Origin of the sequence: Catenulispora subtropica, assembly GCF_039531675.1 — a bacterium.
GTDB lineage: Bacteria > Actinomycetota > Actinomycetes > Streptomycetales > Catenulisporaceae > Catenulispora > Catenulispora subtropica.
Window position 1 is genome coordinate 95,919 of sequence record NZ_BAAAQM010000008.1, and the last position, 26,407, is coordinate 122,325.

39 protein-coding genes are annotated in these 26,407 nt (G+C 69.4%); 5 read left to right on the top strand and 34 right to left on the bottom strand.

Features of this window, described 5'->3' with window-relative positions; genetic code table 11:
* Positions 1-10 precede the first annotated feature (10 nt).
* The 7 genes from ABD466_RS09620 to ABD466_RS09650 form a co-directional block, all read right to left on the bottom strand.
* Entirely contained in the window at positions 11-1,036 is a 1,026-nt protein-coding gene (locus ABD466_RS09620) for a DNA-directed RNA polymerase subunit alpha (protein WP_344656612.1), read from the bottom strand.
* Between the two features lie 103 nt (positions 1,037-1,139).
* Positions 1,140-1,766 carry a 30S ribosomal protein S4 gene (rpsD, locus tag ABD466_RS09625; RefSeq protein WP_344656613.1) on the bottom strand — a complete coding sequence of 209 codons (627 nt, stop codon included), beginning with the start codon at positions 1,764-1,766 and terminating at the stop codon, positions 1,140-1,142.
* A 20-nt stretch (positions 1,767-1,786) separates the two neighbouring features.
* Positions 1,787-2,197: a 30S ribosomal protein S11 gene (rpsK, locus tag ABD466_RS09630; RefSeq protein ID WP_012785188.1), complete on the bottom strand. Its 411-nt coding sequence runs from the start codon at positions 2,195-2,197 to the stop codon at positions 1,787-1,789.
* A 72-nt stretch (positions 2,198-2,269) separates the two neighbouring features.
* Entirely contained in the window at positions 2,270-2,650 is a 381-nt protein-coding gene (gene rpsM, locus ABD466_RS09635) for a 30S ribosomal protein S13 (protein WP_344656614.1), read from the bottom strand.
* Positions 2,651-2,831: 181 nt separating this feature from the next.
* Positions 2,832-2,945, bottom strand: a complete 114-nt coding sequence (rpmJ, locus tag ABD466_RS09640; protein ID WP_009740505.1) for a 50S ribosomal protein L36 — start codon at positions 2,943-2,945, stop codon at positions 2,832-2,834.
* 134 nt (positions 2,946-3,079) lie between these two features.
* Positions 3,080-3,301: a translation initiation factor IF-1 gene (infA, locus tag ABD466_RS09645; protein WP_012785186.1), complete on the bottom strand. Its 222-nt coding sequence runs from the start codon at positions 3,299-3,301 to the stop codon at positions 3,080-3,082.
* 339 nt (positions 3,302-3,640) lie between these two features.
* Positions 3,641-4,234, bottom strand: coding sequence for a DUF1707 SHOCT-like domain-containing protein (locus ABD466_RS09650; protein ID WP_344656615.1), 594 nt, complete (start codon positions 4,232-4,234; stop codon positions 3,641-3,643).
* Between the two features lie 115 nt (positions 4,235-4,349).
* Between ABD466_RS09650 and ABD466_RS09655 the strand changes: the two genes are divergently transcribed.
* The 3 genes from ABD466_RS09655 to ABD466_RS09665 all read left to right on the top strand — a co-directional run bounded on the left by ABD466_RS09655 (position 4,350) and on the right by ABD466_RS09665 (position 8,441).
* Positions 4,350-5,486, top strand: coding sequence for a sensor histidine kinase (locus ABD466_RS09655; RefSeq protein WP_344656616.1), 1,137 nt, complete (start codon positions 4,350-4,352; stop codon positions 5,484-5,486).
* Between the two features lie 72 nt (positions 5,487-5,558).
* Positions 5,559-6,233: a response regulator gene (locus ABD466_RS09660; protein ID WP_344656617.1), complete on the top strand. Its 675-nt coding sequence runs from the start codon at positions 5,559-5,561 to the stop codon at positions 6,231-6,233.
* A gap of 78 nt (positions 6,234-6,311) precedes the next feature.
* Entirely contained in the window at positions 6,312-8,441 is a 2,130-nt protein-coding gene (locus ABD466_RS09665; protein ID WP_344656618.1) for an MMPL family transporter, read from the top strand.
* Between the two features lie 101 nt (positions 8,442-8,542).
* Here the strand turns inward: ABD466_RS09665 and ABD466_RS09670 are convergent, their stop codons facing one another.
* From ABD466_RS09670 to speB, 26 genes are all read right to left on the bottom strand, one after another.
* Positions 8,543-9,298: a sensor domain-containing protein gene (locus ABD466_RS09670; protein ID WP_344656619.1), complete on the bottom strand. Its 756-nt coding sequence runs from the start codon at positions 9,296-9,298 to the stop codon at positions 8,543-8,545.
* 77 nt (positions 9,299-9,375) lie between these two features.
* Positions 9,376-10,203, bottom strand: coding sequence for a type I methionyl aminopeptidase (gene map / locus ABD466_RS09675; protein ID WP_344656620.1), 828 nt, complete (start codon positions 10,201-10,203; stop codon positions 9,376-9,378).
* Between the two features lie 43 nt (positions 10,204-10,246).
* Positions 10,247-10,930, bottom strand: a complete 684-nt coding sequence (locus tag ABD466_RS09680) for an adenylate kinase (protein ID WP_344656621.1) — start codon at positions 10,928-10,930, stop codon at positions 10,247-10,249.
* An 88-nt stretch (positions 10,931-11,018) separates the two neighbouring features.
* The gene (gene secY / locus ABD466_RS09685) at positions 11,019-12,368 is read right to left on the bottom strand and encodes a preprotein translocase subunit SecY (RefSeq protein ID WP_344656622.1); all 1,350 of its coding nucleotides are present in this window, start codon (positions 12,366-12,368) and stop codon (positions 11,019-11,021) included.
* A gap of 479 nt (positions 12,369-12,847) precedes the next feature.
* Positions 12,848-13,288: a 50S ribosomal protein L15 gene (gene rplO / locus ABD466_RS09690; RefSeq protein WP_344656623.1), complete on the bottom strand. Its 441-nt coding sequence runs from the start codon at positions 13,286-13,288 to the stop codon at positions 12,848-12,850.
* A gap of 1 nt (position 13,289) precedes the next feature.
* On the bottom strand, positions 13,290-13,472 hold the full coding sequence (gene rpmD, locus ABD466_RS09695; RefSeq protein WP_344656624.1) for a 50S ribosomal protein L30: 183 nt from the start codon (positions 13,470-13,472) through the stop codon (positions 13,290-13,292).
* A gap of 5 nt (positions 13,473-13,477) precedes the next feature.
* The gene (rpsE, locus tag ABD466_RS09700) at positions 13,478-14,110 is read right to left on the bottom strand and encodes a 30S ribosomal protein S5 (RefSeq protein ID WP_344656625.1); all 633 of its coding nucleotides are present in this window, start codon (positions 14,108-14,110) and stop codon (positions 13,478-13,480) included.
* Between the two features lie 31 nt (positions 14,111-14,141).
* Positions 14,142-14,525 (bottom strand): 50S ribosomal protein L18, encoded by a 384-nt coding sequence (rplR, locus tag ABD466_RS09705; RefSeq protein WP_344656626.1) that lies wholly within the window; start codon positions 14,523-14,525, stop codon positions 14,142-14,144.
* Positions 14,525-15,067 (bottom strand): 50S ribosomal protein L6, encoded by a 543-nt coding sequence (gene rplF / locus ABD466_RS09710; protein ID WP_344656627.1) that lies wholly within the window; start codon positions 15,065-15,067, stop codon positions 14,525-14,527. The genes rplR and rplF overlap by 1 nt, the downstream gene beginning before the upstream one ends.
* Positions 15,068-15,084: 17 nt before the next feature.
* A complete protein-coding gene (gene rpsH, locus ABD466_RS09715) occupies positions 15,085-15,483 on the bottom strand; it encodes a 30S ribosomal protein S8 (protein WP_344656628.1) in 399 nt (132 codons plus the stop codon).
* Between the two features lie 94 nt (positions 15,484-15,577).
* Complete coding sequence (locus ABD466_RS09720) at positions 15,578-15,763, bottom strand: type Z 30S ribosomal protein S14 (RefSeq protein WP_012785171.1); 186 nt, start codon at positions 15,761-15,763, stop codon at positions 15,578-15,580.
* 4 nt (positions 15,764-15,767) lie between these two features.
* Positions 15,768-16,337, bottom strand: coding sequence for a 50S ribosomal protein L5 (gene rplE, locus ABD466_RS09725; RefSeq protein WP_344656629.1), 570 nt, complete (start codon positions 16,335-16,337; stop codon positions 15,768-15,770).
* A gap of 1 nt (position 16,338) precedes the next feature.
* Positions 16,339-16,698 carry a 50S ribosomal protein L24 gene (rplX, locus tag ABD466_RS09730; protein WP_344656703.1) on the bottom strand — a complete coding sequence of 120 codons (360 nt, stop codon included), beginning with the start codon at positions 16,696-16,698 and terminating at the stop codon, positions 16,339-16,341.
* A 12-nt stretch (positions 16,699-16,710) separates the two neighbouring features.
* Positions 16,711-17,079 carry a 50S ribosomal protein L14 gene (gene rplN / locus ABD466_RS09735; protein ID WP_012785168.1) on the bottom strand — a complete coding sequence of 123 codons (369 nt, stop codon included), beginning with the start codon at positions 17,077-17,079 and terminating at the stop codon, positions 16,711-16,713.
* A gap of 84 nt (positions 17,080-17,163) precedes the next feature.
* Entirely contained in the window at positions 17,164-17,451 is a 288-nt protein-coding gene (gene rpsQ, locus ABD466_RS09740; RefSeq protein WP_344656630.1) for a 30S ribosomal protein S17, read from the bottom strand.
* Positions 17,448-17,672 carry a 50S ribosomal protein L29 gene (rpmC, locus tag ABD466_RS09745; RefSeq protein WP_344656631.1) on the bottom strand — a complete coding sequence of 75 codons (225 nt, stop codon included), beginning with the start codon at positions 17,670-17,672 and terminating at the stop codon, positions 17,448-17,450. The genes rpsQ and rpmC overlap by 4 nt, the downstream gene beginning before the upstream one ends.
* Positions 17,672-18,091: a 50S ribosomal protein L16 gene (gene rplP / locus ABD466_RS09750; protein ID WP_012785165.1), complete on the bottom strand. Its 420-nt coding sequence runs from the start codon at positions 18,089-18,091 to the stop codon at positions 17,672-17,674. The genes rpmC and rplP overlap by 1 nt, the downstream gene beginning before the upstream one ends.
* 4 nt (positions 18,092-18,095) lie before the next feature.
* Positions 18,096-18,968, bottom strand: coding sequence for a 30S ribosomal protein S3 (gene rpsC, locus ABD466_RS09755; RefSeq protein ID WP_344656632.1), 873 nt, complete (start codon positions 18,966-18,968; stop codon positions 18,096-18,098).
* Positions 18,968-19,360, bottom strand: a complete 393-nt coding sequence (rplV, locus tag ABD466_RS09760; RefSeq protein WP_344656633.1) for a 50S ribosomal protein L22 — start codon at positions 19,358-19,360, stop codon at positions 18,968-18,970. Before rplV ends, rpsC begins: the two co-directional genes overlap by 1 nt.
* The gene (gene rpsS / locus ABD466_RS09765; protein ID WP_344656634.1) at positions 19,353-19,634 is read right to left on the bottom strand and encodes a 30S ribosomal protein S19; all 282 of its coding nucleotides are present in this window, start codon (positions 19,632-19,634) and stop codon (positions 19,353-19,355) included. Before rpsS ends, rplV begins: the two co-directional genes overlap by 8 nt.
* A 14-nt stretch (positions 19,635-19,648) precedes the next feature.
* Positions 19,649-20,485 (bottom strand): 50S ribosomal protein L2, encoded by an 837-nt coding sequence (gene rplB / locus ABD466_RS09770; protein ID WP_344656635.1) that lies wholly within the window; start codon positions 20,483-20,485, stop codon positions 19,649-19,651.
* On the bottom strand, positions 20,485-20,817 hold the full coding sequence (gene rplW, locus ABD466_RS09775) for a 50S ribosomal protein L23 (protein WP_344656636.1): 333 nt from the start codon (positions 20,815-20,817) through the stop codon (positions 20,485-20,487). The genes rplB and rplW overlap by 1 nt, the downstream gene beginning before the upstream one ends.
* Positions 20,814-21,467 (bottom strand): 50S ribosomal protein L4, encoded by a 654-nt coding sequence (rplD, locus tag ABD466_RS09780; protein ID WP_344656637.1) that lies wholly within the window; start codon positions 21,465-21,467, stop codon positions 20,814-20,816. The genes rplW and rplD overlap by 4 nt, the downstream gene beginning before the upstream one ends.
* Positions 21,468-21,469: 2 nt before the next feature.
* Positions 21,470-22,117, bottom strand: coding sequence for a 50S ribosomal protein L3 (gene rplC, locus ABD466_RS09785; protein ID WP_344656638.1), 648 nt, complete (start codon positions 22,115-22,117; stop codon positions 21,470-21,472).
* A gap of 13 nt (positions 22,118-22,130) precedes the next feature.
* Positions 22,131-22,439: a 30S ribosomal protein S10 gene (gene rpsJ, locus ABD466_RS09790; RefSeq protein WP_012785157.1), complete on the bottom strand. Its 309-nt coding sequence runs from the start codon at positions 22,437-22,439 to the stop codon at positions 22,131-22,133.
* A 520-nt stretch (positions 22,440-22,959) separates the two neighbouring features.
* Positions 22,960-23,985, bottom strand: a complete 1,026-nt coding sequence (speB, locus tag ABD466_RS09795; RefSeq protein WP_344656639.1) for an agmatinase — start codon at positions 23,983-23,985, stop codon at positions 22,960-22,962.
* Positions 23,986-24,084: 99 nt separating this feature from the next.
* Between speB and ABD466_RS09800 the strand changes: the two genes are divergently transcribed.
* Positions 24,085-24,729 (top strand): TetR/AcrR family transcriptional regulator, encoded by a 645-nt coding sequence (locus ABD466_RS09800; protein WP_344656640.1) that lies wholly within the window; start codon positions 24,085-24,087, stop codon positions 24,727-24,729.
* Positions 24,730-24,805: 76 nt separating this feature from the next.
* On the opposite strand, the gene ABD466_RS09805 is transcribed toward ABD466_RS09800, so the two are convergent.
* Positions 24,806-26,041, bottom strand: a complete 1,236-nt coding sequence (locus ABD466_RS09805) for an FAD-dependent monooxygenase (RefSeq protein WP_344656641.1) — start codon at positions 26,039-26,041, stop codon at positions 24,806-24,808.
* Positions 26,042-26,182: 141 nt separating this feature from the next.
* Between ABD466_RS09805 and ABD466_RS09810 the strand changes: the two genes are divergently transcribed.
* Positions 26,183-26,365 carry a type II toxin-antitoxin system prevent-host-death family antitoxin gene (locus ABD466_RS09810; RefSeq protein WP_344656642.1) on the top strand — a complete coding sequence of 61 codons (183 nt, stop codon included), beginning with the start codon at positions 26,183-26,185 and terminating at the stop codon, positions 26,363-26,365.
* The last annotated feature ends 42 nt before the right edge of the window (positions 26,366-26,407 follow it).

The following is a 26,407-nucleotide window of genomic DNA, read 5'->3' on the forward strand; positions in this document are numbered from 1 at the left end:
GGTGAGGGCCTTACAGCTCCTCGGTCTCCGCGTACGCGGCGTCCAGGTCCTCGTCCTCGTCGAACTGGTTGTCGACGACGAGCGAGGGGTCGAATCCGGGCGGGGAGTCCTTCAGCGCCAGGCCCATGCTCATCAGCTTGACCTTGACCTCGTCGATGGACTTCGCCCCGAAGTTGCGGATGTCCAGCAGGTCGGCCTCGCTGCGCGCGACCAGCTCGCCCACGGTGTGGATGCCCTCGCGCTTGAGGCAGTTGTACGAGCGGACCGTCAGCTCCAGGTCCTCGATCGGCAGCGCCAGGTCGGCGGCCAGGGCGGCGTCCGTCGGGGACGGGCCCATGTCGATGCCCTCGGCCTCGATGTTCAGCTCGCGGGCCAGGCCGAACAGCTCCACCAGGGTCTTACCGGCGGAGGCGACGGCGTCGCGCGGGCGCATCGACTGCTTGGTCTCCACGTCCAGCACCAGGCGGTCGAAGTCGGTCCGCTGCTCGACGCGGGTGGCCTCGACGTCGTACTTGACCTTCAGCACCGGCGAGTAGATCGAGTCGATCGGGATGCGCCCGATCTCCTGGCCCGCCTGCTTGTTCTGCACCGCGGAGACGTAGCCGCGGCCACGCTCGACGGTGAGCTCCATCTCGAGCTTGCCCTTGCCGTTGAGCGTGGCGATGATCAGCTCGGGGTTGTGGACCTCGACGCCGGCCGGCGGGGCGATGTCGGCGGCGGTGACGGTGCCCGGGCCCTGCTTGCGCAGGTACATGGTCACCGGCTCGTCGATCTCCGAGGAGACGACCAGCTGCTTGATGTTCAGGATGAGGTCGGTGACGTCCTCCTTCACACCCGGGATCGTGGTGAACTCGTGGAGCACGCCGTCGATCCGGATGGACGTCACCGCCGCGCCGGGGATGGACGACAGGAGCGTCCGGCGCAGCGAGTTGCCGAGGGTGTAGCCGAAGCCCGGCTCCAGCGGCTCGATGAGGAACCGCGAGCGGTACTCATCGATGATCTCCTCGGTGAGAGTGGGGCGCTGTGCGATAAGCACGCTTTCAACCTCCAGTGCCTGGGCCGGCCGCTATATACCGGCCACGGGGGTGGTGCGTCCGCCGGGAGCCCTTCGGAAAGGGCTCCCCGCGGGGTTCGAGCCGCTACTTGGAGTAGAGCTCGACGATCAGCTGCTCCTGGACCTGCGTGTCGATGACCGCGCGCTCCGGGAGGGCGTGCACGAGGATCCGCATCTTCGACGGGATGACCTCGATCCAGGCCGGGACCTGGCGCTCGCCGGCCTCGGCCCGGGCCACCACGAACGGGGTGAGCTCCAGGCTCTCCTTGCGCACCTCGACGATGTCGCTGGGCGACACGCGCATCGAGGGGATGTTCGCCTTGTGGCCGTTCAGCAGGATGTGGCCGTGGCGCACCAGCTGGCGCGCGTGGTCACGGGACTTCGCGAAGCCCGCGCGGTAGACCACGTTGTCCAGGCGGGACTCGAGGATGCGGAGCAGGTTCTCACCCGTCTTGCCACCCTTGCGGTTGGCCTCCTCGTAGTAACCGCGGAACTGCTTCTCCAGAACGCCGTAGATACGGGCGGTCTTCTGCTTCTCGCGAAGCTGGAGCAGGTACTCGTTCTCCTTGGTGCGACCGCGGCCGTGCTCACCCGGGGGGTAGGGACGGATCTCGATCGGGCACTTCGGGCCATCGCACTTGCTGCCCTTGAGGAAGAGCTTGGTCTTCTCGCGGCGGCAGCGCTTGCAGTCGGGGCCGGTGTAACGGGCCATGGTTCTTCTACTCTCCTAGCTCAGACGCGCCGGCGCTTCGGCGGACGGCAGCCGTTGTGCGGCGAAGGGGTGACGTCGTTGATGGATCCGACCTCCAGGCCGGTCTGCTGCAGCGACCGGATGGCGGTCTCACGGCCGGAGCCGGGACCCTTGACGAACACGTCGACCTTCTTCATGCCGTGCTCCATGGCGCGGCGGGCGGCGGCCTCGGCGGTCATCTGAGCGGCGAACGGGGTCGACTTGCGCGAGCCCTTGAAGCCCACCTGACCCGAGCTCGCCCACGCGATCACGTTCCCCTGCGGGTCGGTGATCGAGACGATCGTGTTGTTGAACGTGCTCTTGATGTGAGCGTGCCCGTGGGCGACGTTCTTCTTTTCCTTACGGCGCAGCTTGGGAGCCTTGGCGCCGGCCTTACGGCTCTGGGGAGGCATTGTGCTGGGTTCTCCTGATTGAGGTGATCGGTCCGGGCCACTGACAACCAGCTCATCCGGTCCGTGGCTGGACTACTTCCGGCCGGCCTTCTTCTTACCGGCGATGGCCTTGCGCGGGCCCTTGCGCGTACGCGCGTTGGTGTGGGTGCGCTGGCCGTGGACGGGCAGACCCTTGCGGTGCCGCACGCCCTGGTAGCAGCCGATCTCGATCTTGCGGCGGATGTCCGCCTGGACCTCACGGCGCAGGTCGCCCTCGACGCGGTAGTTCGTGTCGATCCACTGGCGGAGCTTGACGAGGTCGTCCTCCGTCAGGTCCTTCACGCGCGTGTTCGGGTTGATGCCGGTCTCCGCGCACGTAGCCTGCGCGCGGGTACGGCCGATGCCGTAGATGTAGGTGAGGGCGATCTCCAGACGCTTCTCGCGCGGGATGTCCACACCAGAGAGACGTGCCATCAGGCAGGCTCCTGTTTCTGTTTCGTTCCGGAGGTGTCGGTGCAGCGCCGGTCCTGGTGCCTGACCAGGTCTCCGGCCTCCGGGCCGGGGGTGACGTCCGCGAGCCTCATGGCGAAGGCCCGCGGGGACGGGACGCTGCGAGTACTTCAGTCGAGTGACGACGGGACGGGCCCGTCGCACCTCAGCCCTGACGCTGCTTGTGGCGCAGGTTCTCGCAGATGACCATGACGCGGCCGTGGCGACGGATCACCTTGCACTTGTCACAGATCTTCTTGACGCTGGGCTTGACCTTCATGGCGGTTCCTTAACTGGTATCGGTCGTCCGATGCGCGTAGACGCACCGAAAGGCAGCTCACCGCTCTTCTCCGCGGTGAGCCTCGATGGGTGTGAGCAGCAGGAACTCCCCCGTCGAGGGAGGAGTCCTCCAGGTCACTTGTAGCGGTAGACGATGCGCCCGCGGGTCAGGTCGTACGGGCTGAGCTCGACGACGACCCGGTCGTCCGGGAGGATCCGGATGTAGTGCATCCGCATCTTGCCGGAGATGTGCGCGAGGACCTTGTGGCCGTTCGCCAGCTCAACGCGGAACATCGCGTTGGGCAGGGACTCGATGATGGTGCCCTCGATCTCGATGGCGCCTTCTTTTTTGGCCAAGTTCCTTCAATCTCCTTCAGAAGGGTGTCTACTGCAGTGCCGGCTTCCGTAGCCAGGAGCAAGTGGTGGTTCAGCGCTGGTGCGCTCATTGACCCAGCCGCGGGGGCGCACCTGAACCACTCCATACGGAGCCGACACGCCAGTGTACGCCGAACACTTGCAGAACGCGAAACCGGAGATTATTACCCGGTTCGCACACTGCGTGAAACCCGCGCGGGGTGGCGAACATTCCCGTCCCGTTCGTCCCCCGGCCACCGGACACGCCGAATCGCCGCGGCCGGCACTCCGGCCGCGGCTGTCGCGGCGGGCTTCGGCGGTCGCGGCGCTCCCGCGAGCGGGTCAGCCCCGCCGGTTGATGGTCTTGGCCAGCATCAGCGCGCCGGTGATGCCGATCGGCCAGGCCGGCCAGAAGTTGCCCCAGTCGCCGCCGCCGGTGATGTTGCTGATCAGCCAGATCGTGGTGAGCAGCAGGGACAGCGACAGCCAGCCGCCCAGGCCCCAGCCGCCCCAGCCGTGGCCGCGCCGGGCCGCGCGTGCGTCCCAGCGCTGCTGGTGCCGCTCCATGCGCTCCTGGTGCCGGGCCTGGTGCCGCTCCATGTGCTGGTTGATCCGGTCCTGGATCGCCTGGTTGTCGATGTTGATCTGCATCCGCCCGGCGCCGTCCCGGCGGACCTCGACCGGCCGGCCCGGCGCGGCGGTGCGCTGCTGCGCCTGCTGCAGGTTCAGCTGCGCGAGGTCGATCGGCAGGTCGCGGGTGAGGGTCCGCAGCTCGCCGTAGGTCTTGGCGGAATAGGCCTGGGCCATCCGCTCCTCGAACTCGTCCAGCGTCAGGCGCCCGGCGGCGTGGTGCTCGCGCAGCTGCTCCACCAGGCGTTCGCGGTCGGCGTCGCCGGCGCGCATCTCGGGTTCGAAGGCGGCCCCACCCTGCGTCATCTGCGTGACTCCCCAACTGACTCGCGACATATCTCGACTGTACCTCAGGACACCGTCCCCAGGATCCCCCCACAGAGGGAGGTGCGGCTACTCCCGGCGGAGGATGATCTATCACGTGCTGAGTACGGCCGCCTCCCGGATCCGCGGATTCCGCCTCCGCCCGCCCCGCCGCGCGGACGTGCTGCTCACCCTGATCATCCTCGGCCTGAACACCGGCGGCTACCTGCTGCCCGGGGTGATTCCCTTCGGGCCGTGGCGGTTGGCGCTGGAGGCCTCGGCGATCCTGCCGCTGCTGTGGCGGGAGACCTATCCGGTGCTGTCCGCGCTGGTCGTCGGGGGAATGACACTGCTGGTCACCTCGATCGTGCATCCGGCCCAGCCGTTCCCCTACTCGGTCCTGGTCACCCAGTACACGATCGGGTCGGTGCTGCGGGCGCGGACCCGGGTGGTGATGGTCGGCCTGTTCACGGCCGGGAACATCCTGGCCGAGATCCTGCACAAGCAGACGGGGAACCCCGAGGACTTCTTCGTCACGTTCACCCTCAGCCTCACCTCGATCTCCCTCGGGCTGCTCACCCAGTCCGAGCGCGACTCCGCCGAGGTGCTGGCCGATCGGGCCGCGGCCGCCGAGCGGGCCCGGATCGCCCGGGACATGCACGACGTGGTCGGGCACGCGGTGGCCCTGATGGTGGTGCAGGCCGAGGCCGGGCCCTTGTTCGTGCGGAGCGACCCGGAGCGCGCGGAGACGGCGTTCGACGCCATCTCGGCCGCCGGCCGGGACGCGATGACGCAGCTGCGGGCCCTGCTCGGGGTCCTGCAGCGGGACGACGCCGACCGCCGTGATCCGGTGCCGACCCTGGCCGGGCTCGACGATCTGGTCCGGCGGGTCCGCGCGGCCGGGCTGCCGGTGGCGTTGGAGGCGACCGGGACGCCGTCGGCGCTGTCGCCGGGCGCCGAGGCCGCCGCGTACCGCGTGGTGCAGGAGGCGCTCACCAACACCCTGAAACACGCCCGGGCCTCCCGCGCCGACGTCCTGCTGGCCTGGTCGCCGGAGGCCCTGGAGATCACGGTGGCCGACGATGGCCGGGGCCCGGCGCACGGCGGCGCCGGCAACAGCCACGGCGGCCACGGCGGCCACGGCCTGAACGGCCTCCGCGAGCGCCTGGCCCCGGTCGGCGGCCGGCTGAGCTGGAGCTCGCCGCCGGACGCCGGCGGGTTCGCGCTGACCGCCTACATCCCGTCGGAGAGCTGACCGGTCGCCGCCGGCGGGCCGCCGTCCGGTCGGGGGCAGACGCCGGTCGCCACCGGCTGATAGAAAACGGTCGTGGCGATTCGCGTGGTGGTGGCCGACGACCAGGAGCTGGTGCGCAGCGGCTTCGCGATGATCCTGGAGGCGCAGCCGGACATCGAGGTCGTCGGCGAGGCCGGGAACGGCGCCGAGGCGGTGGAGCTGGCCCGCGCGCTGGCGCCGGACGTGCTGCTGCTCGACGTGCGGATGCCGGTGATGGACGGGATCGAGGCCGCGCGCCTGGTGACCGCCGAGGGCGGCGCCCGGATCCTCATGCTCACCACGTTCGACCTCGACGAGTACGTCTACGACGCGCTCTACGCCGGCGCCTCCGGCTTCCTGCTCAAGGACGTGCGCCGCGACGACCTGGTGCACGCGGTCCGGGTGGTCGCCTCCGGCGACTCGCTCCTCGCCCCGTCGGTCACCCGGCGGCTGATCGCCGACTTCACCGCGCGGCGCCCGGCGCGGGGCGGCTCCGGCGGCACGCCGTCCGAGCGGCTCGACGTCCTCACCCCGCGCGAGCGCGAGACGCTGGTCCAGATCGCGCGCGGCGCGTCCAACGCGGAGATCGCGGCGGCGCTGTTCGTCTCCGAGCACACGGTGAAGACCCACGTCAGCAACATCCTGATGAAGCTCGGCCTGCGCGACCGCGTGCACGCGGTGATCTTCGCCTACGAGAGCGCTCTGGTGACTCCCTCCACGGAGGGATGACTCCCCCACCCGAATGAGGGGGACGCTCCCCTCGCCCGGGGGATCTCAAGACATAGCGTGATGCCGCACGGTGGTGGCATGTTGAGACGCGCTGCAGAACTCGCCATCCGCCGCCCCCGGACCGTCGTCGCGGTCTGGCTCGTGGTGCTCGCGGTGGGCATGGGGATCGGCGGCGCGGTCTTCGGCAAACTCGGGGGGCTGGGCGCGGCGGTGCCCGGCAGCGAGTCCCGGGTGACCGCGGACCGCGTGGACAATCTGGACCCGAGACCGGACACCATCGGCGCGATGGTGACCGCCACGGCCGCCGGCCGGACGATCGCCGGCGACGCCGGACTCAGGGGGCGGATCACCGCCGCCGTCGCGGACCTGCGTGGGATCCCCGGTGTGACGCAGGTGCCGGACCCTTATCAGACGCCGGGCATGACCGGCGACGGGCAGGCGATCGCGGTCACGGTGACCTTCGCCGGCGGCCTCGGCTCCGACGCCGAGGACAAGGCGCTGGACGCCGCCCAGACGCGGCTCCGGGCGATCGGCACCCCGGACTTCCAGGTCCGGGTCAGCGGCGGCCCGCTGCTCGACGACGCCCTGAACAAGACCGCGCAGAACGACGCGAGCAAGGCCGAGACGCTCTCGCTGCCGATCGTGCTGGTGCTGCTGGTCGTGGTGTTCGGCGGGCTGCTGGCCGCGGCGCTGCCGCTGCTGCTGGCGCTGTGCGGGGTGGCGTCGACGCTGCTGGTGCTGTTCGCCTTCAGCTTCGTCACCGATCTGTCGGTGTACTCGGTGCAGATCACGACGATGCTCGGGCTCGGACTCGGTGTGGACTACGCCCTGCTGATGGTGACCCGGTTCAGGCAGGAGCGCCTCGTCACCGCCGACGTCGCCGAGTGCGTGCGCGCCACGGTCGCGGCCGCGGGCCGCACGGTCTTCTTCTCCGGGCTGACGGTCGCGGTGAGCCTGGCGGGGATCGTGGTGTACCCGGCGCCGTTCCTGCGCAGCATGGGTCTGGCCTCGTGCGCGGTGGTGGCCGTCGACATGCTGGCGGCGGTGACCCTGTTGCCGGCGCTGCTGGCGAAGTACGGGCACCGGATCAAGCCGGCGAGCACGCGGCGGCGGCAGGGACGCTGGTTCGGGACGTTCGCGGCCGGCGTGGTGCGGCGTCCCGTGCCGGTGCTGCTGGTGATCGGCGCGGCGCTGGTGACCGCGGCGGTGCCGGTGAAGGGCATGGCGCTGACGCCCGGCGACGCTCGCGAACTGCCGGCCACCTCCGAGGCTCGGCAGGTGTACGACCTGGCGCTGGCACACTTCCCGGGACACAGCAACGCCGACGCCGTCACCGTGCTGGTCGAGGACGGGGCCGCGCGGCCGGACTACCTGAAGCACCTGCGGTCGCTGCCGGGCGTCGTGGACTCGTCACAGAAGACGTATCCGGACGGCAGCGCGATCGTCAGCCTCACGCCCTCGGGCACCGACGACGGCGCGGTCGCGACCGGCCTGGTGAAGACCATCCGCGGCGAGCACCAGCGGGCGTTCGTCACCGGGGCCAGCGCGCACCTCGTGGACTTCCGGCAGATGCTGGTCGACCGGCTCCCGGTAGCGGTCGGCGTGGTGCTGGTGTCTGTCTTCGTGCTCTTGTTCCTGTTCACCGGCTCGGTGCTGATCCCGCTCAAGGCGGTGCTGACCAACCTGCTGAGCATCGGCGCCGCGCTCGGGGCGGTGGTGTGGGTGTTCCAGGACGGCCACAGCGCGGCCGGCTTCGGCGGCGGGGTGAAGGGCGGGCTGGGCGCCCTCGACGTCACCGTGCCGCCGCTGATGATCGCGGTCGCCTTCGGGCTGTCGATGGACTATGAGATCTTCATCCTGGGCCGGATCCGCGAGGCCCGGCTGCACGGCGAGGACGCGCGCACCGCGGTGGTCACCGGGATCCGGCACACCGGCCGCGTGGTGACCTGCGCCGCGGCGCTGCTGGTGATCGTGTTCGCGTGCTTCATGACCGGCGGCGCCGCGCCGATCCTGGAGTTCGGGCTGGGACTGACGCTGGCCGTGCTGATCGACGCCACGCTGGTCCGGATGATGCTGGTGCCGGCGGTGCTGGCGCTGCTCGGCGAGCACGGATGGTGGGCGCCGCGGACGCTGCGCGGCGTCCACCGGCGGTTCGGGGTGAGCGAGGCGGCCGAACCGGTGCGCGGCGAGGTGCTCCAGCGGGTGTGACGGTCCGCGGGCCAGGAGGGAAGACGCCGGGTACGGCCGCGCAGGTGGCCCTACCCGGCGTCGGCGTGTCCCGGCCCTCCCCGTCCTGTGCCCCGGGTGTCCTACGCGCCCGGGCCGCTCGGCGTGCCGGCCGCTTGCAGCTTCGCCACAGCCCGCTTCACGACGTCCTGCGTCAGCCCGGCGTCCGTGTCGCCGAGGCCGGTGTTCGCGACGTACAGCAGAGTGCTGCCGACACGCACGAGGACGATGTCGATCTGCGCCGGGTAGCCGCCGATGTCGGCCGACATCCGGATGGCGCCGACCGCGTCGCCGGTCTTCGGGGACTCCAACGGGGCGACAGCGAAGTCGTAGCTGGTGCCGTCCTTGTCGGTCTCGGTGAGCTCGGTGCAGGCCCGCATCGCCTTCGTCACGGAGTCCATGAGCTTCTGGGCGTCCTGCGTCGAGGGGAAGCTCGCGAGCCCGGTGGCGATGTTCGGGCCGAGTTCCGAGCGGGTGAACGAGGTGTCGGCGTCGGCGACCGCCCCGGACGGTTTGCCGTCGCTGTTCATCAGGTCGACCAGCGGCCGGCAGCGGGGGTCGGTCGCGCTGATCGTCCCGTTGGCGTCGGCGTTGTCGCTGTCGACGGAGAAGCCGCTCGGCAGGTCGGCGACGGTCAGCAGGCGCGCTTCGAGGTCGTCGGCGCTGAGCGCGGTGGCCGAAGGACTCGGACCGGAGGTCGCGGGAGAGGACGCGGTACCGGCCGTCGGGGTGGAGGCGGAGGTCGCGGTCGGCTTCGGCGCGCTCTTGGAACTCCCGCACCCGGCGGCGGTGCCGAGGGACAGGAGGAGCGCCGACGTCAGCGCGGCAGCACGAGCCATGACTCTATGTTCTGACGTTTCGGGCCCCGGTGCACGCCCGGCCCCGCCGCGCGGTCACCCCTTGTGGGCACCTCGGATCACTCTTCCGGAGCAGTGGTGACCACGACGCCGTCCGGCGTCAGGGCGACGGTGTGCTCCCAGTGCGCGGCGTAGGAGCCGTCCTTGGAGACCACGGTCCAGTCGTCGGCCAGCACCCGGGTCTTGTTCTTGCCCAGGGTCAGCATGGGCTCGATGGCGATCGCCATACCGGTGGTGAGGACGAGGCGCTCCCCGCGGACCGGGTAGTTGTAGACCATCGGGGCCATGTGCATCGACGAGCCGATGCCGTGGCCGCCGTAGTCGCGGATGATGCCGTAGCGGCGCGGCTGGGAGCGGGTGAAGCCGTCGATCGCGGTGGAGACGTCGTTCAGCGCGACGCCCTCCTTCACCGCGTCGATCCCGGCCCACATCGCTTGTTCGGTGACCCGGGACAGCTCGGCCAGTTCCGGCGCGATCTCGCCCACGCCCACGGTCACGGCCGCGTCGGCGTGCCAGCCCCGGGTGTTCCAGCGGCCGGTGGCCACCAGGGTCACGTCGTCGGGGATGATCGCGCCGCAGTCGATGGAGATCAGGTCGCCCTCGCGCAGCACGCGGGCGCCGGGGATGCCGTGCACGATCTCGTCGTTGACCGAGGCGCAGATCGAGCCGGGGAAGTCGCCGTAGCCGAGGAAGGACGGGACGGCGCCCTGCGAACGGATGGACTCCTCGGCGATCCGGTCCAGCTCACCGGTGGTGATGCCCGGCCGGACCGCCGAGCGCAACAGCGCCAGCGTGCGGGAGACGACCTTGCCGGCCTGCTTCATGGCCTCGAACTGCTCGGGGGTCTTCAGCTCGATCGTGCCGTCGTCGTCGCCGTGGGCGTGCATGGGTGCGGGGCTTCCTTCGGGGGACTGCTCGGGGGCGTGCGGCTCAGCCGCGGGCGGCGACCTGGTCGACGGCGGCGATCGCGCGCTCGGTGATGACGTGCACCTGACCGGCGGCCTCGATCGTGGTCAGCACGCCCTGCTCGCGGTAGTAGTCGATGATCGGGGCGGTCTCGGCCGCGTACACCTCCAGGCGCTTGCGGACGACCTCCTCCTTGTCGTCCGAGCGCTGGTAGAGCTCGCCGCCGCAGACGTCGCACTTGTCGCCGGCCTGGGACGGGCTGTAGTCGACGTGGAAGATGTGGCCGGAGTCGTTGCGGCACAGCCGGCGGCCGGAGATCCGCTTGATGACCTCGTCGTTGTCCACCTCGAGGTCCAGCACGATGTCCAGGTAGGCCTTGCCGACGCTGGGCGAGACGCCGTTGTCGGCGAGGATCTCGTCCAGCTCCTCGGCCTGCGCCACGTTCCGCGGGAACCCGTCGAGCAGGAACCCGCCGGCCGCGTCCGGCTGCGAGAGCCGGTCGCGGACGATGTCTATGGTGAGCTCGTCCGGGACCAGGTGGCCGGCGTCCAGGTACTCCTTGGCCTTCACGCCCAGCGGGGTGCCCTGGGAGATGTTCGCCCGGAAGATGTCCCCGGTGCTGATCTTCGGGACGCCCAGGTGCGAGGCGATGAACGAGGCCTGCGTGCCCTTGCCCGCGCCCGGCGGACCGACGAGAACGATACGCACTAGTGGAGGAACCCTTCGGCGTCGATGGGACGGACGGCGGTGTGCCGTCCGCGGTGGGTGAGGCGCGTCGACGCCGTTGTCACAGCCGTCACCTCAGGAAGCCTTCGTAGTTGTGCTGCTGGAGCTGCGACTCGATCTGCTTCACGGTCTCCAGGCCCACGCCCACCATGATCAGGATAGTAGTGCCGCCGAACGGGAACTTCCCGCTGGCGTGCAGCTCGGCCAGGGCGATCATCGGGATGATGGCGATCACCGACAGGTACAGGGCACCGGGCCAGGTGACGCGCGTGGAGACGTACTGCAGATACTCGGCCGTCGGCTTGCCGGCCCGGATGCCGGGGATGAAGCCGCCGTACTTCTTCATGTTGTCGGCGATCTCGTCCGGCACGAACGTGATCGACACGTAGAAGAAGGCGAAGCCGAGGATCAGCAGGAAGTAGGTGATCGAGTAGGCCAGCGAGTAGCCGTTGGTGCTGAACCCGAACTCCTTGTTGATCCAGTGCGCCCAGCCCTTCTGGGCGTTCGGGTGCGTGAAGTTCGCGACCATCAGCGGCAGCTGCAGCAGCGACGAGGCGAAGATGACGGGGATGACACCCGCCTGGTTCACCTTCATCGGGATGTAGGTCGACGACCCGCCGTACATCCGCCGCCCCACCATGCGCTTGGCGTACTGCACCGGGATGCGCCGTTGCCCCTGCTCGACGAACACCACCGCGCCGACCATGACCATGCCCATCAGCAGCACGCCGAAGAACACCGGCCAGCCGTCCATGGTCTTGCCGGCCTGCTTGATGGCCCACAGCGACTGCGGGAAGTTCGCGGTGATCGACGTGAAGATCAGCAGCGACATGCCGTTGCCGATGCCGCGGTCGGTGATCAGCTCGCCGAGCCACATGATCAGCGTGGTGCCGGCGGTCAGCGTGATGACCATGACCGCCATGCCGGTCCAGTCGATCTTGGTGTAGATGACGTTCTGCCCGGCGCACCCGCTGCCCAGCAGGGCACTCGGGTTGTTCTTCATCAGCGTGAGCATCGTCGTCGACTGCAGCACGGCCAGGCCGATGGTCAGGTACCGGGTGTACTGCGTGATCTTCGTCTGCCCGGCCTGCCCCTCCTTCTTGAGGGCCTCCAGCCGCGGGATCACCACGGTCAGCAGCTGCAGGATGATCGACGCGGTGATGTAGGGCATGATCCCCAGCGCGAAGATCGACAGCTGCAGCAGCGCCCCGCCCGAGAACAGGTTGATCAGCCCCAGGGCCGAGTTGTTGTTCCCGCTCTGCGACTTCGTCAGGTTCAGACACTGACTGAGCGTGTGGGTGTCGACACCCGGCGCCGGAATGTGCGCGCCCAAGCGGAACAGCGCCATGATGCCCAGCGTGAAGAGCAGCTTCTTGCGCAGGTCGGGCGTACGGAACGCCCGAGCGAATGCGGTGAGCATGGTCCTCCTGCGCCTTGCGAGACGAGAGTTAGAGGGTCCTGATTCCCTCGCGCCTTCGGCTTCACGCTGCTGCGCGGCGCTTTCGGGCACGCGGGGTCAAGTCGGGGTGATGGCCGACCTGCGCCATCTTACGCATAGCAGGAAGCCTATGGCGACCCTCACCCGGGGGGAGTTGTGGGCGATGTACTGGGAGTGAGGGTGGGGAGGCTGTCCAGGACGCGACACGGTCCGGGCAGGAGGCCGAGGGGGATCGGTGGACGGGCTCCGACCTGCGACGATGCGGCGGAGATCGCTGAGGCCTGACGAGGCCTGCGGCAGCCGCCGGATCCCGGGCGAACCCGGACAGCCGAGCGCCTTGTGCGCAGGCTCACGGCCGGAGGGCCCGGGCGGAACGGAACGGAAAGGGCGCCACCCCGAGTCTCCCCGAGGCAGCGCCCCTTCCTTGCCGTCTACAGCGACGAGCTCACCGCGTCAGCGGCTCAGACTTCCTCAGCCGAGCCGCCGGCCGCGGCCAGCTTCTCCTTCGCGCTGGCCGAGAAGGCGTGCGCCTTCACCTGCAGCGCGACCGAGACCTCGCCGGTGCCGAGCACCTTGACGAGCTCGTTGTCGCGGACCGCGCCCTTGGCGACGAGGTCCTCGACGGTGACCTCGCCGCCGGCCGGGTACAGGGCCGACAGCTTGTCCAGGTTCACGACCTGGAACGTCACCTTGAACGGGTTCTTGAACCCGCGGGCCTTCGGCAGGCGCATGTGCAGCGGCATCTGGCCGCCCTCGAAACGCGCCGAGACCTGGTAGCGGGCCTTCGTACCCTTGGTACCGCGACCCGCCGTCTTGCCCTTGGAGCCCTCACCGCGACCCACGCGGGTCTTCGGCGTCTTGGCGCCCGGGGCCGGGCGGAGGTGGTGGACCTTCAGCGTCATGTCAGTCGACCTCCTCGACCTTGACCAGGTGGCGAACGGTGTGGACCATGCCGCGGAACTGCGGGAGGTCCTCCTTCACCACGGTGTCGTTGATCCGCTTCAGGCCGAGCGACCGGAGGGTGTCCCGGTGGTTCTGCTTCGTCCCGATCTGGGAGCGGGTCTGCGTGATCTTCAAACGGGCCATGTCTCTCAGCTCCCCACACCGGCGCGGGCGCGCAGGAGGGCGGCCGGGGCCACGTCCTCCAGCGGCAGCCCGCGGCGAGCGGCGACTTCCTCCGGACGCACGAGGTCCTTCAGGGCCGCCACGGTCGCGTGGACGATGTTGATCGGGTTGTCCGAGCCGAGCGACTTGCTCAGCACGTCGTGGACGCCCGCGCACTCCAGCACGGCGCGCACCGGGCCGCCGGCGATGACACCGGTACCGGGGGCGGCCGGCTTGAGCAGAACGACGCCGGCGGCGCGCTCGCCCGTGACCGGGTGCGGGATGGTGCCCTGGATGCGCGGGACCTTGAAGAAGTTCTTCTTGGCCTCCTCGACACCCTTGGCGATCGCGTCCCGGACTTCCTTCGCCTTGCCGTAGCCCACGCCCACGGTGCCCTCGCCGTCGCCGACGATCACCAGGGCGGTGAAGCTGAAGCGGCGGCCACCGCGCACGACCTTGGCCACGCGGTTGATGGTGACGACGCGCTCGATGTGCGCCGACTTCTCCACCGGGGCCTGGTCGCCGCGACGGTCACGGCGCTCGCGGCGGTTGTTGCCGCCCTCGCCGCCGCCCTGGTTCTGCCCACCGAAGCCGCCTCCGCGGCGCTGCGGTCCAGCCATCAGAGGCTCCTTCCCTTCGAGTAGTTAGTGCTCACAGCTCCAGCCCCGCTTCCCGGGCGCCGTCGGCCACCGCGGCCACGCGGCCGTGGTACTTGTTGCCGCCGCGGTCGAAGACGACCGTGCCGACACCCTTGGCCTTGGCCCGCTCGGCGACGAGCTTGCCGACTTCCTTCGCCTTGGCGGTCTTGTCGCCCTCCGAGGTGCGCAGGCCGGCCTCCATGGTGGAGGCGGAGGCCAGCGTCACGCGGGTGACGTCGTCCACGACCTGCGCCACCATGTGGCGCGCGGAGCGGGTGACGACCAGGCGCGGACGCAGCGCGGTGCCGGACACCTTCTTGCGCACCCGCAGGTGGCGGCGCTTGACGGCGTTGCGCTTCTTCGCCGGTCCCTTGCCGATCTTGACTGCGAAAGCCATTACTTCTTCCCAGCCTTTCCGGCCTTGCGGCGGATGACCTCGCCGGCGAACTTGATGCCCTTGCCCTTGTAGGGGTCGATCTTGCGCAGCTTCTTGATGTAGGCGCAGGTCTCGCCCACCAGCTGCTTGTCGATCCCGGACACGGAGAACTTGGTCGGGCTCTCGACGGCGAACGTGATGCCGTCGGGGGCCGGGACCGGGACCGGGTGGCTGTAGCCGAGGGCGAACTCGAGGTCCTTGCCCTTGGCGGTCACGCGGTAACCGACACCGGAGATCTCCAGGTTCTTGGTGTAGCCCTGGGTCACGCCGATGATCATGTTGTTGACCAGGGTGCGCGACAGACCGTGGCGCTCCTTGGAGACCCGCTCGTCGTTCGGGCGGGAGACGACCAGATTGCCGTCCTCGCCCTTGGCGATCGTGATCGGGGCGACGACGGTGTGCGACAGCGAGCCCTTGGGCCCCTTGACGGTCACGTCCTGGCCGTTGATGGTGACGTCGACGCCGGCGGGAACCGGGATCGGCAGCCGTCCAATACGAGACATTGCTTCTCCTCCTTCCCTTACCAGACGTAGGCGAGGACTTCGCCGCCGACGCCCTTGCGGGCGGCCTGGCGGTCGGTCAGCAGACCGGTCGAAGTCGAGATGATGGCGACGCCGAGTCCGCCCAGAACCTTCGGCAGGCTCGTGGACTTCGCGTAGACGCGCAGACCCGGCTTGGAGATCCGCTTGATCCCCGCGATGGAGCGCTCCCGGTTCGGGCCGAACTTCAGCTCGATGGTGAGCGTCTTGCCCACCTCCGCGTCCTCCACCTTCCAGGCGGCGATGTAGCCCTCCTGCTTGAGGATCTCGCAGATGTGGGTCTTGATCTTGCTCGACGGCATGGACACCTGGTCGTGGTACGCCGAGTTGGCGTTCCGCAGCCGGGTGAGCATGTCCGCGATCGGGTCGGTCATGGTCATGTTTGGCCTGAGGCCTTCCTCGCCGTGGTATCCGCGCGCTGCTCACACTCTCCGATAGGAGTGCACATACGCGCGGACCTGCGGCGTGTAGTAGTTACCAGGAGCTCTTGGTCACGCCCGGCAGCTCGCCGGCGTGCGCCATCTCGCGCAGGCAAACCCGGCACAGGCCGAACTTGCGGTAGACCGAGTGCGGGCGGCCGCACTTGGAGCAGCGGGTGTAGCCGCGCACCTTGAACTTCGGCTTCGCGAGCGCCTTGTTGATCAGGGCCTTCTTCGCCATTGGCTCACGCCTCCTTGAAGGGGAATCCGAGGAGACGCAGCAGGGCGCGACCCTCATCGTCGTTGCGAGCGGTCGTCACGACGGTGATGTCCATGCCGCGCACGCGGTCGATCCGGTCCTGGTCGATCTCGTGGAACATCGACTGCTCGTTCAGACCGAAGGTGTAGTTGCCCTTGCCGTCGAACTGCTTCGGCGACAGACCGCGGAAGTCGCGGATCCGGGGCAGCGCGATCGACACCAGCCGGTCGCAGAACTCCCACATCCGGTCGCCGCGCAGCGTGACGTGCGCGCCGATCGGCTGGCCCTCGCGCAGCTTGAACTGCGCGATGGACTTGCGGGCCTTGGTCACGGTCGGCTTCTGGCCGGTGATCGCCGCGAGGTCGCGGACGGCGCCGTCCATCAGCTTGCTGTCCCGGGCGGCGTCGCCGACGCCCATGTTGACCACGATCTTGGTCAGCGACGGGATCAGCATGACGTTCTCGAAGGCGAACTGCTCCTTGAGCGCCGGGGCGATCTCGGACCGGTAGCGCAGCTTCAGGCGCGGCGCCACGGTCTCAGTCTCAGTCACGGTCATGTCAGATGTCCTTACCGGTGCGCTTGGCGTAGCGGACGCTGCGCGTGACGGTCTTCTTCGTCCCGTCGGCGAGCGTGCGCTCCTCCTCCACGCGGCGGTAGCCCACCCGCGTGACGACCTTGGCGCCCTCGTGCTCGACGACCAGCATCACGTTGGAGACGTGGACCGGGGCCTCGACGGTGATGATGCCGCCGGTCTTGCTCCCGCGGACGGACTGGCCGACCTTGGTGTGCTTCTTGACCCGGTTGACACCCTCGACCAGGACCTTCTGGGTCTCCGGGAAGGCCTGGATGACCTTGCCCTGCAGACCCTTGTCCTTGCCGGTGATGACCTGGACCAGGTCACCCTTCTTGATGTTCATGCTCGGCATGGCTTACAGCACCTCCGGGGCGAGCGAGACGATGCGCATGTAGCGCTTCTCGCGCAGCTCGCGGCCCACCGGGCCGAAGATGCGGGTGCCGCGCGGGTCCCCGCCGTCCTTGATCAGGACGGCCGCGTTCTCGTCGAAGCGGATGTACGAGCCGTCCGGACGCCGGCGCTCCTTGACGGTGCGCACGATGACGGCCTTGACGACGTCGCCCTTCTTGACGCCCGCACCGGGCAGGGCGTCCTTCACGGTGGCGACGATGACGTCGCCGATTCCGGCGTAGCGGCGGCTGGAGCCACCGAGCACGCGGATGCAGAGGATTTCCTTCGCACCGGTGTTGTCGGCGACCCGGAGCCGCGACTCCTGCTGGATCACTTGTTATCTCCTTCGTCGTGCCGGTTCACCGGGGGCCGCGCATCGCTGCGCGGCCTGGTCCCGGTGCCTGGCCGAACGGACTGGTTACTTGGCCTTCTCGAGGATCTCGACCAGGCGCCAGCGCTTGGTCGCCGAGAGCGGCCGGGTCTCCATGAGCAGGACGCGGTCGCCGATGCCGGCGCTGTTCTGCTCGTCGTGGGCCTTCAGCTTGGCGGTGCTGCGCACGACCTTGCCGTACTTGGGGTGCTTCTTGCGGTCCTCGACCTCGACGACGATGGTCTTGTCCATCTTGTCGCTGACGACGTACCCCTCGCGCACCTTGCGGCGCCCGCGCTCCTCGGTCGTGGCCTGCGCCACGGTGGTCTCGCTCACTTCGCCTCCTCAGTTCCGATGCCGAGCTCCCGCTCCGTCATCAGGGTGTAGATGCGAGCGATGTCCTTCTTGACGGCGCGCATGCGGCCGTGGTTCTCAAGCTGGCCGGTGGCCTGCTGGAAGCGGAGGTTGAACAGCTCCTCCTTGCTCTCACGGAGCTTCTCCAGCAGTTCGGCGTCGCCGAGCTCGCGCAGTTCGCGCGCGGTGGTCCCGGTCGCCATCAGATGTCACCTGCCTCACGCTTGATGATCCGGCACTTGAGCGGGAGCTTGTGCGTCGCGCGAAGCAGGGCCTCGCGAGCGCGCTCCTCGTTCGGGTACGAGAGCTCGAAGAGCACCCGGCCGGGCTTGACGTTCGCGACCCACCACTCGGGCGAGCCCTTACCGGAACCCATGCGGGTCTCGGCGGGCTTCTTGGTCAGCGGACGGTCCGGGTAGATGTTGATCCACACCTTGCCACCACGGCGGATGTGCCGGTTGATGGCGATACGGGCGGACTCGATCTGCCGGTTGGTCACGTACGCCGGGGTCAGCGCCTGGATGCCGTACTCGCCGAACGCCAGGTTGTTGCCGCCCTTGGAAGCGCCGGAGCGACCGGGGTGGTGCTGCTTGCGGTGCTTGACCCGCCGCGGGATCAGCATGGGGTCACGCCTCCTTGTTCTCGGTCGCGGCCGGAGCCGGGGCCTCAGCCGGAGCCGACGCCGAGGCCGGAGCCTGGGACTGCTGGCCGCCGCCACCGCCCTCGCGGCGCGGACCGCGGCCACCGCCGCCGTCGCGGCGCGGACCACGGCCGCCGTCACGGCCGCCGGCACGGCCACCGCCGCGGCGGTCGCCGTCGCGGGACGGACGCCCGGCGCGGGCCTCGGCCGCGTTCAGCGCGCGCTGCGCCGACAGCGAGGTGACATCGCCCTTGTAGATCCAGACCTTCACGCCGATCCGGCCGAAGGTGGTCTTGGCCTCGTAGAAGCCGTAGTCGATGTTCGCCCGCAGCGTGTGCAGGGGCACGCGGCCCTCGCGGTACTGCTCCGAGCGGCTCATCTCGGCGCCGCCCAGACGACCGGAGACCTGCACCTTGATGCCCTTGACGCCGGCCTTCATCGAAGACTGGATCGCCTTGCGCATCGCGCGGCGGAACGCCACGCGCTGGGCCAGCTGCTCCGCGATGCCCTGCGCGACCAGCTGAGCGTCGCTCTCGGGGTTGCGCACCTCGAGGATGTTCAGCTGGACCTGCTTGGCGGTCAGCTTCTCGAGCTTGCCGCGGATGCGGTCGGCCTCGGCGCCGCGGCGGCCGATGACGATGCCCGGACGCGCGGTGTGGATGTCGACGCGGACGCGGTCGCGGGTGCGCTCGATCTCCACCTTGCTGATGCCCGCGCGGTCCATGCCGTCGGTCATCAGGCGGCGGATCGCGACGTCTTCCTTGACGTAGTCCTTGTACAGCTTGTCGGCGTACCACCGGGACTTGAAGTCCGTGGTGATGCCGAGGCGGAACCCATGCGGGTTAACCTTCTGGCCCACTATCGGGTCCTGCCCTTCTGCGCGACGCCCGCGGTCTCCTGGACCACGATCGTGATGTGCGAGGTCCGCTTGCGGATGCGGTAGGCGCGGCCCTGGGCGCGCGGCCGGAACCGCTTCAGGGTCGGGCCCTCGTCCACGTAGGCCTCGCTGATCACCAGCTGGCCACGGAGCTGCTTGTTGTTGCGCGCGTTGGCGGCGGCCGACGCGACGCACTTGAAGACCGGCTCGGCGGCGGCGTACGGCGCGAAGCGCAGGGTGTCGAGAGCCTTCTCGACATCCTGGCCGCGGACCATGTCCACGACCCGGCGCACCTTCATGGCGGTCATGCGGATGTTCTTCGCCTGGGCAATGGCCTCATTGCCCGCGAGGTCCTTGGCCTTGTTCTCAGCCACGGCGCGACCTCCGATCGTCCTTCACGTGACCCTTGAACGTGCGGGTCGGGCTGAACTCGCCCAGCTTGTGGCCGACCATCGCCTCGGTGATGAACACCGGGACGTGCTTGCGGCCGTCGTGGACGGCGATGGTGTGGCCCAGCATGTCCGGCACGATCATGGAACGCCGGGACCAGGTCTTGATGACGTTCTTGGTGTTCTTCGCGTTCTGGGCGTCCACCTTCTTCATCAGGTGGCCGTCCACGAAGGGACCCTTCTTGAGACTGCGCGGCATCGTTAAACCTCCTCCTAGCGCTTCTTGTTGGTCTTGCGACGGCGGACGATGTACTTGTCGGAGGCCTTGCCCGGCTTGCGGGTGCGGCCTTCCTTCTGACCCCACGGGGACACCGGGTGGCGGCCACCGGAGGTCTTGCCCTCACCACCACCGTGCGGGTGGTCGATCGGGTTCATCGCGACACCGCGGACGGTCGGGCGCTTGCCCTTCCACCGCATGCGGCCGGCCTTGCCCCAGTTGATGTTCGACTGCTCGGCGTTGCCGACCTCGCCGACCGTGGCGCGGCAGCGCAGGTCGACGTTCCGGATCTCGCCGGAGGGCATGCGCAGCTGCGCGAACGGGCCGTCCTTGGCGACGAGCTGGACGCTCGCCCCCGCGGAGCGGGCGATCTTCGCGCCGCCGCCCGGACGGAGCTCGATCGCGTGGATCGTGGTACCGGTCGGGATGTTGCGCAGCGGCAGGTTGTTGCCGGGCTTGATGTCCGCGCCGGGGCCGTTCTCGATCCGGTCGCCCTGCGCCAGGTTCTTCGGCGCCAGGATGTACCGCTTCTCGCCGTCCGCGTAGTGCAGCAGCGCGATGCGCGCGGTGCGGTTCGGGTCGTACTCGATGTGCGCGACCTTGGCCGGCACGCCGTCCTTGTCGTGGCGGCGGAAGTCGATCACGCGGTACGCGCGCTTGTGGCCGCCACCCTGGTGGCGGACGGTCACGCGACCGGTGCTGTTACGGCCACCCTTGCTGTGGATGGGGCGGACCAGCGACTTCTCCGGGGTGCTCCGGGTGATCTCGACGAAGTCGGCGACCGAGGAGCCGCGGCGGCCCGGGGTCGTCGGCTTGTACTTGCGGATGCCCATTAGGAAACCGGCCCTCCAAACAGCTCGATGCGGCCCTTCTTGCCGCCACCGGGGTTCGGGTCCACGGTCACGATCGCGCGCTTGGTGTCCTTGCGCTTGCCGATGCCGTAGCGGGTCCGCTTGCGCTTGCCCTGGCGGTTGATGGTGTTCACCGACAGGACCTTGACGTCGAAGATCTCCTCGACGGCCTCGCGGATCTGGATCTTGTTCGTGTCCGGGTGGACCACGAAGGTGTAGGTGTTCTGGTCCAGAAGGGCGTAGCTCTTCTCCGACACCACCGGCTTGATGATGATGTCGCGGGCCAGAACCGCGCGGTCAGCGAACTTGCTCACGCGGCGCTCCCCTCAACTTCGAGGGAGCTCGCCACGGCGGTGGCCGACTTCCCCTTGGCGGGACCGGCGACGAACTGGTCGTACGCGCCCTGCGTGAACACGACGGCGTCGTTGACGAGCACGTCGTAGGTGTTCAGCTGGCCGACGTCGATCAGGTGCACGGTCGGGACGTTGCGGAGGCTCTTGTAGGAGACCTCGTCGGTGCGCTGCAGGACGACCAGCACGTGCTTGTGCTCGGTCACGCCCTTCAGCAGCGCCACGGCGGACTTGGTGTTCGGGACGTCGCCCTCCACCAGCCGGTCCACCACGATCACGCGGCCGTCGCGCGCCCGGTCGGAGAGGGCACCGCGCAGCGCGGCGGCCTTCATCTTCTTCGGGGTGCGCTGGGCGTAGTCGCGCGGCACCGGGCCGTGGACGACGCCACCGCCGGTGAACTGCGGCGCACGGGTCGAACCCTGACGGGCGCGGCCGGTGCCCTTCTGGCGGTACGGCTTCTTGCCGCCGCCGGAGACCTCGCCGCGGGTCTTGGTCTTGTGCGTGCCCTGGCGGGCCGCGGCCAGCTGGGCCACCACGACCTGGTGGATCAGCGGGATGTTGGTCTGGACGTCGAAGATCTCGCCGGGGAGGTCGACGTTGACAACCTGCGTCATGGTCAGGCTCCCTTCTTGGCCGAGGTCTTGACCAGGACCAGACCGCCGTTGGGGCCGGGAACGGCACCCTTGAGCAGGATCAGGCCCTTCTCCGCGTCCACGGCCTGGACGGTGAGGTTCTGGACGGTCACGCGCACCGAGCCCATGCGGCCGGCCATGCGCACGCCCTTGAACACGCGACCGGGGGTCGCGCAGGCGCCGATGGAACCGGGCGAGCGGTGCTTGCGCTGCACGCCGTGGCCGGCGCCGAGGCCCCGGAAGTTGTGGCGCTTCATGACACCGGCGAAACCGTGGCCCTTGGAGGTGCCCGAGACGTCGACCAGCTGGCCGGCGCCGAAGGTCTCGGCGGTGATCTCCTGGCCGAGCTGGTACTCGGCGGCGTCGGTGGTCCGGATCTCCACGAGGTAGCGGCGCGGCGTGACGCCGGCCTTCTCGAAGTGCCCGGCCTCCGGCTTGTTGACCTTGGTGGGCTTCACGGCCCCGTAGGCGATCTGCACGGCCTCGTAGCCGTCGACCTCCTGCTTGCGGATCTGCGTCACCACGCACGGCCCGGCCTTGACGACGGTCACCGGGACGACCCGGTTGTTCTCGTCCCAGACCTGGGTCATGCCGAGCTTCTCGCCCAGGACGCCCTTAATCTGCTTACCCATGTGCCGGCCGCCCTCAGAGCTTGATCTCGATGTCGACGCCCGCCGGCAGGTCGAGACGCATCAGCGAGTCCACCGTCTTGGGGGTCGGGTCGAGAATGTCGATCAGACGCTTGTGCGTACGCATCTCGAAGTGCTCGCGCGAGTCCTTGTACTTGTGCGGCGAGCGGATGACGCAGTACACGTTCTTCTCGGTCGGCAGCGGCACCGGGCCGGCGACCTGCGCACCAGTGCGGATCACGGTCTCGACGATCTTCTTCGCCGAGGAGTCGATCACCTCGTGGTCGTAGGCCTTGAGCCTGATGCGGATCTTCTGTCCCGCCATGGCTGCTTGGTTCCTTATCCTTCAGTCTTTCTTGGACCTGTTGTCCGGCGTCTGCGTCGGCCGCCCCCGAACGATGCCGGGGACTGCTCGCATCAACGCGCCCGGCCGTCGGCGGTTGTGGACCCACCTGACCACCGGGTTCGCCGCGTTCCACAACCTGTGTGTCCCGCGAAGCTTGTCCTGCTTGTCCCGCCTCCTCCGGTCCACGCGTTCGGGCGTGTCGCCCGCACCGGCGTGCGGATCCCGTGGGCGCGACTCATCGCCTCGCCTGCGAAATCCGGATTCCGCGAAACATGCCCCACCAGCGCCCCACAGCCCTCGCGTACCAGCCGCGATGCGGCTTACTCACGCGATGTGCGTGTGGGCCCAGTGCCCGCGCCGAACACGGCCAGGCACTCCGGGCGCCCGAAAACGGGCGCGCATGGTCGAGCAACCTCAACAGTATGGCCCAGTGCTGGGGGTTTTGGGAAATCGAGGCGCGGGGATACTCCGTGTTCATTTTGAGATGTGATATAGGGCACTACCCTCGACCGTCCAGCAGGGGCTGCCGCGGGTCCCACTTCCCGCCACCCACTCCCCCGCGCGCATCCGCCCTCCGCCGCGCCATCGCCGACAACGCTTCGAGGATCACGCGGTTACCGAGCGCGGCGGTGATGTCGGCGTGGTCGTAGGGCGGCGCGACCTCCACCACTTCCACTCCGACCACCGGGAGCTCGTAACAGATCCTCCGGACCGAATCCAAGAGCTGCCTTCCGGTCAGCCCGCCCGGCTCCGGCGTCCCGGTACCCGGCGCGTGGCCCGGGTCCGCGACGTCGATGTCCACCGACAGGTAGACGCCCTCGCACTCGTCGACCGCGATCCCGGAGGCCTCGGCCAGGCACTCCTCCAGGCCCCGCGCGACGATCTCGGTCATCTCGTACGACCGCATCCGCTGGTCCGCCATCCACCCGAGGATCTCCGGCCCCGGCCAGTACCCGCGCAGCCCGATCTGCAGGAACCGGTCGCCGCGGATCGCCCCGGACTCGATCAGCCGGCGCATCGGCTGCCCGTGGCCGTGCAGGTGCCCGAACTCGATCTCGCCGGTGTCCGCGTGCGCGTCGAAGTGCAGCATCGACACCCGGCCGAAGCCGTGGTGCCTGGCCACGCCCCGGGCGTCCGGCAGCGCGATCGTGTGGTCTCCGCCGATCACGACGGGGATCGCGCCGGCCGAGGCGATCTTGTAGACCGCCTCCTCGATGTTCTTCAGGGCGGTCTCGATGTCCCCCGCGTAGGTCTCCACGTCGCCGGCGTCCCGCACCACCAGATCCGTGAGTCCGTCCACACGCATCGCCAGGCTCGGCCGCGACCCGTCGTGGCCCAGGTAGCACGCCTGCCGCACCGCCTGCGGGCCGAAGCGGGCGCCGGGGCGATGCGACGTGCCGCCGTCGAACGGCGCGCCGAGGATCACCACGTCGGCGCCCCGGTAGGTCTCCGGATCGTCGAGATCGCACCGCTCGACGCCGAGGAAGGTGATGTCGGGGCCGAACATGGCGCCGTACCTGGTCATGGAGCCGCCTCCGGGCTGGGGGATACCTGCGTGGCCAACCTGTATCGCTAACCGGTATGACCATACGGTACGGCGATACCAAACCGCTAGACTCGCCTCGTGACCCCCGCCGATCGCCGTCCCACCCGCCCTCGCCGGGCCGGCCGCGACAAGACCGAGGTGCTGGAGGCCGCGATCCGCGTCATCGTCGACCGCGGCGCCGACGCCACCCGCTTCCAGGACGTCGCCTCCGCCAGCGGCGTGCCGGTCAGCACGCTCCAGTACTACTTCGGCTCCCGCGAGGACCTCCTCCTCGCCGCCTTCCGCCACGCCTCCGAGACCGAGATCGCCGCCCTGGACGCCAAACTCGCGGCGTCCCCCGACCCCTGGCAGCGCCTGACCGGCATCACCGACGCCACCCTCGGCGACTTCCCCGCGTTCGGCGACGGCTCCGGCCGTCTGTGGATCGAGGCCTGGCGCTTCGCCCTCCGCGACGACGAGCTGCGCGTCGACGTCCTCGCCGACTACGCCGCCTGGCGCCGCCTCATCGCGGCAGCCGTCCGCGACGGGATCGACGCCGGACTCTTCACCCCCACCGAAAGCCCCGACCGGGTGGCCACCCTCTACCTCTCGCTGCTCGACGGACTCGGCATGCCGCTCTCGCTCGGCGACCCGGCCATCACGGTCGACGCGGCACGCGATTCCGCGCTCTCCACCCTCGCCGCGATCCTCGGCTATAGCGGCAAGCGGGCCGGCGAGAGGTAGCACCTCTCACCGACCCGCATCCGCATCCGCATCCGCATCCGCAGTTCGACCGGCAACGCCAGCCGATCGCCCGGATTCACCGCCCGACGGCAACCCACTCTCCAGCGCCGACCGGCTCAGCCACGCCAGCGCCGGCGCTCCGGTACTCCCGGAACTCCACGGCATTGGCCGCCCGCGCCGTCATCCGGTTGAAGACCCCTGCGACGAACCGGTGCGTCAGCATCTTGTAGGCCCTGTTCCGCCCCTTGATCTTCTTCTCGTCCACCGGCGCCAAGAACGGCCCCGCGCCCTTCCCCTGCTTCTGCCCGATCTTCGCCGCCGGGCGCAACGCCTTCTCGTACGCCGCGAACGCGGCCTCGTGGTCCCCGCCGGCCAGCGCCAGCTCACCCGCCAGCACGTTCGCGCCCATCATCGCCATGCCCGTCCCGCTCCCGCCCGGGCCCGCGCACCACGCCGCGTCGCCCAGCAGCACCACGCGGCCGCTGGACCACCGCTCCATGTGGATCTGGCTGAGCGTGTCGAAGTACAGGTCCTGCGCCTCCCACATCCGCTCCACCAGGCGCGCGGTCTGCCATCCGGCGCCGGCGAAGGTCTTCGCCACCAGGTCCTTCTGCTGGGCCGCGTCGTGCCGGTCGTACTCCAACTCCGGCGCGTGGAACACGAACCCGACGCCCGCCCGGTCCGCGTGCCGTGCACTCGACACCATCACGCCGCGCCCCGGCACGTTGTAGATCAGCCCTCGGCGGTCCAGTCCCAGATCGTTCGGCGCGGTGAAGCCGGCGATCGCGAAGCCCATGTCGCGGCGGAACGCCGTCTCCTCGCCGAAGGCCAGCCTCCGTATCCCCGAGTGCAGACCGTCCGCGCCGACCACCAGGTCGTACGTCCGCGCCGTCCCGCTGGCGAACGTCACCTCCACACCGTCGTCCCGCTGCTCCAGTCCGACGACCCAGTCTCCGAACACGTACTCCGCGTCGTCCCGCGTCGCTTCGTAGAGGATCCGAGCCAGGTCGCCCCGCTCGATCTCCACCTCTCCGCTGAAGAACGACGACGGGAACGCGATGATCTCCCGCCCCTCCGCGTCGACCACGACCTCGTCCCCCATGGCGGTCTCGTTCGCCTTGACCGCGTCGAAGACGCCCATCGCCTTCAGCAGCTTCACCTGCTCGCCGCGGAAGTCAACGGCGCCGCCGCTGTCCCGCAGGAACCCCGACCGCTCGACCACGGTGACCTCGAAGCCGTGGCGCCGCAGCCAGTAGGCCAGCGTCGGGCCCGCGATGCCCGCGCCCGAGATGAGGATGTTCGTGTTCTTCATGGCTTGCCCCTTGGTCTCGTCATCCGTCCCGCCGTGCTCACTGAGACAACTGTACAAACATCTAAGACGTTTGTGCAAGACGTTTGTTCAAGTCGCGTGTCGGTCCCTCCAACCCCCGCACCACGGAGCTACGGTCACGCCATGGAAGCCAGGTACACCCTCGACGACGCCCGCACCCTGTTCCCCGACCTCGTCGAGGAAGCCCGCGTCACCCACCGCCCCGTCTACATCACCGACGACGCCGGCGAACCGGTCGTCGCCGTCGTCGGCCTGCGGTGGCTGGAGGAGTGCGAGAAGCTGATGGCCGACCGCGCACCGGCCTGAAAGCCGCCCGGAGACACCGAAGGCCCCCGGAGCCGAAGCTCC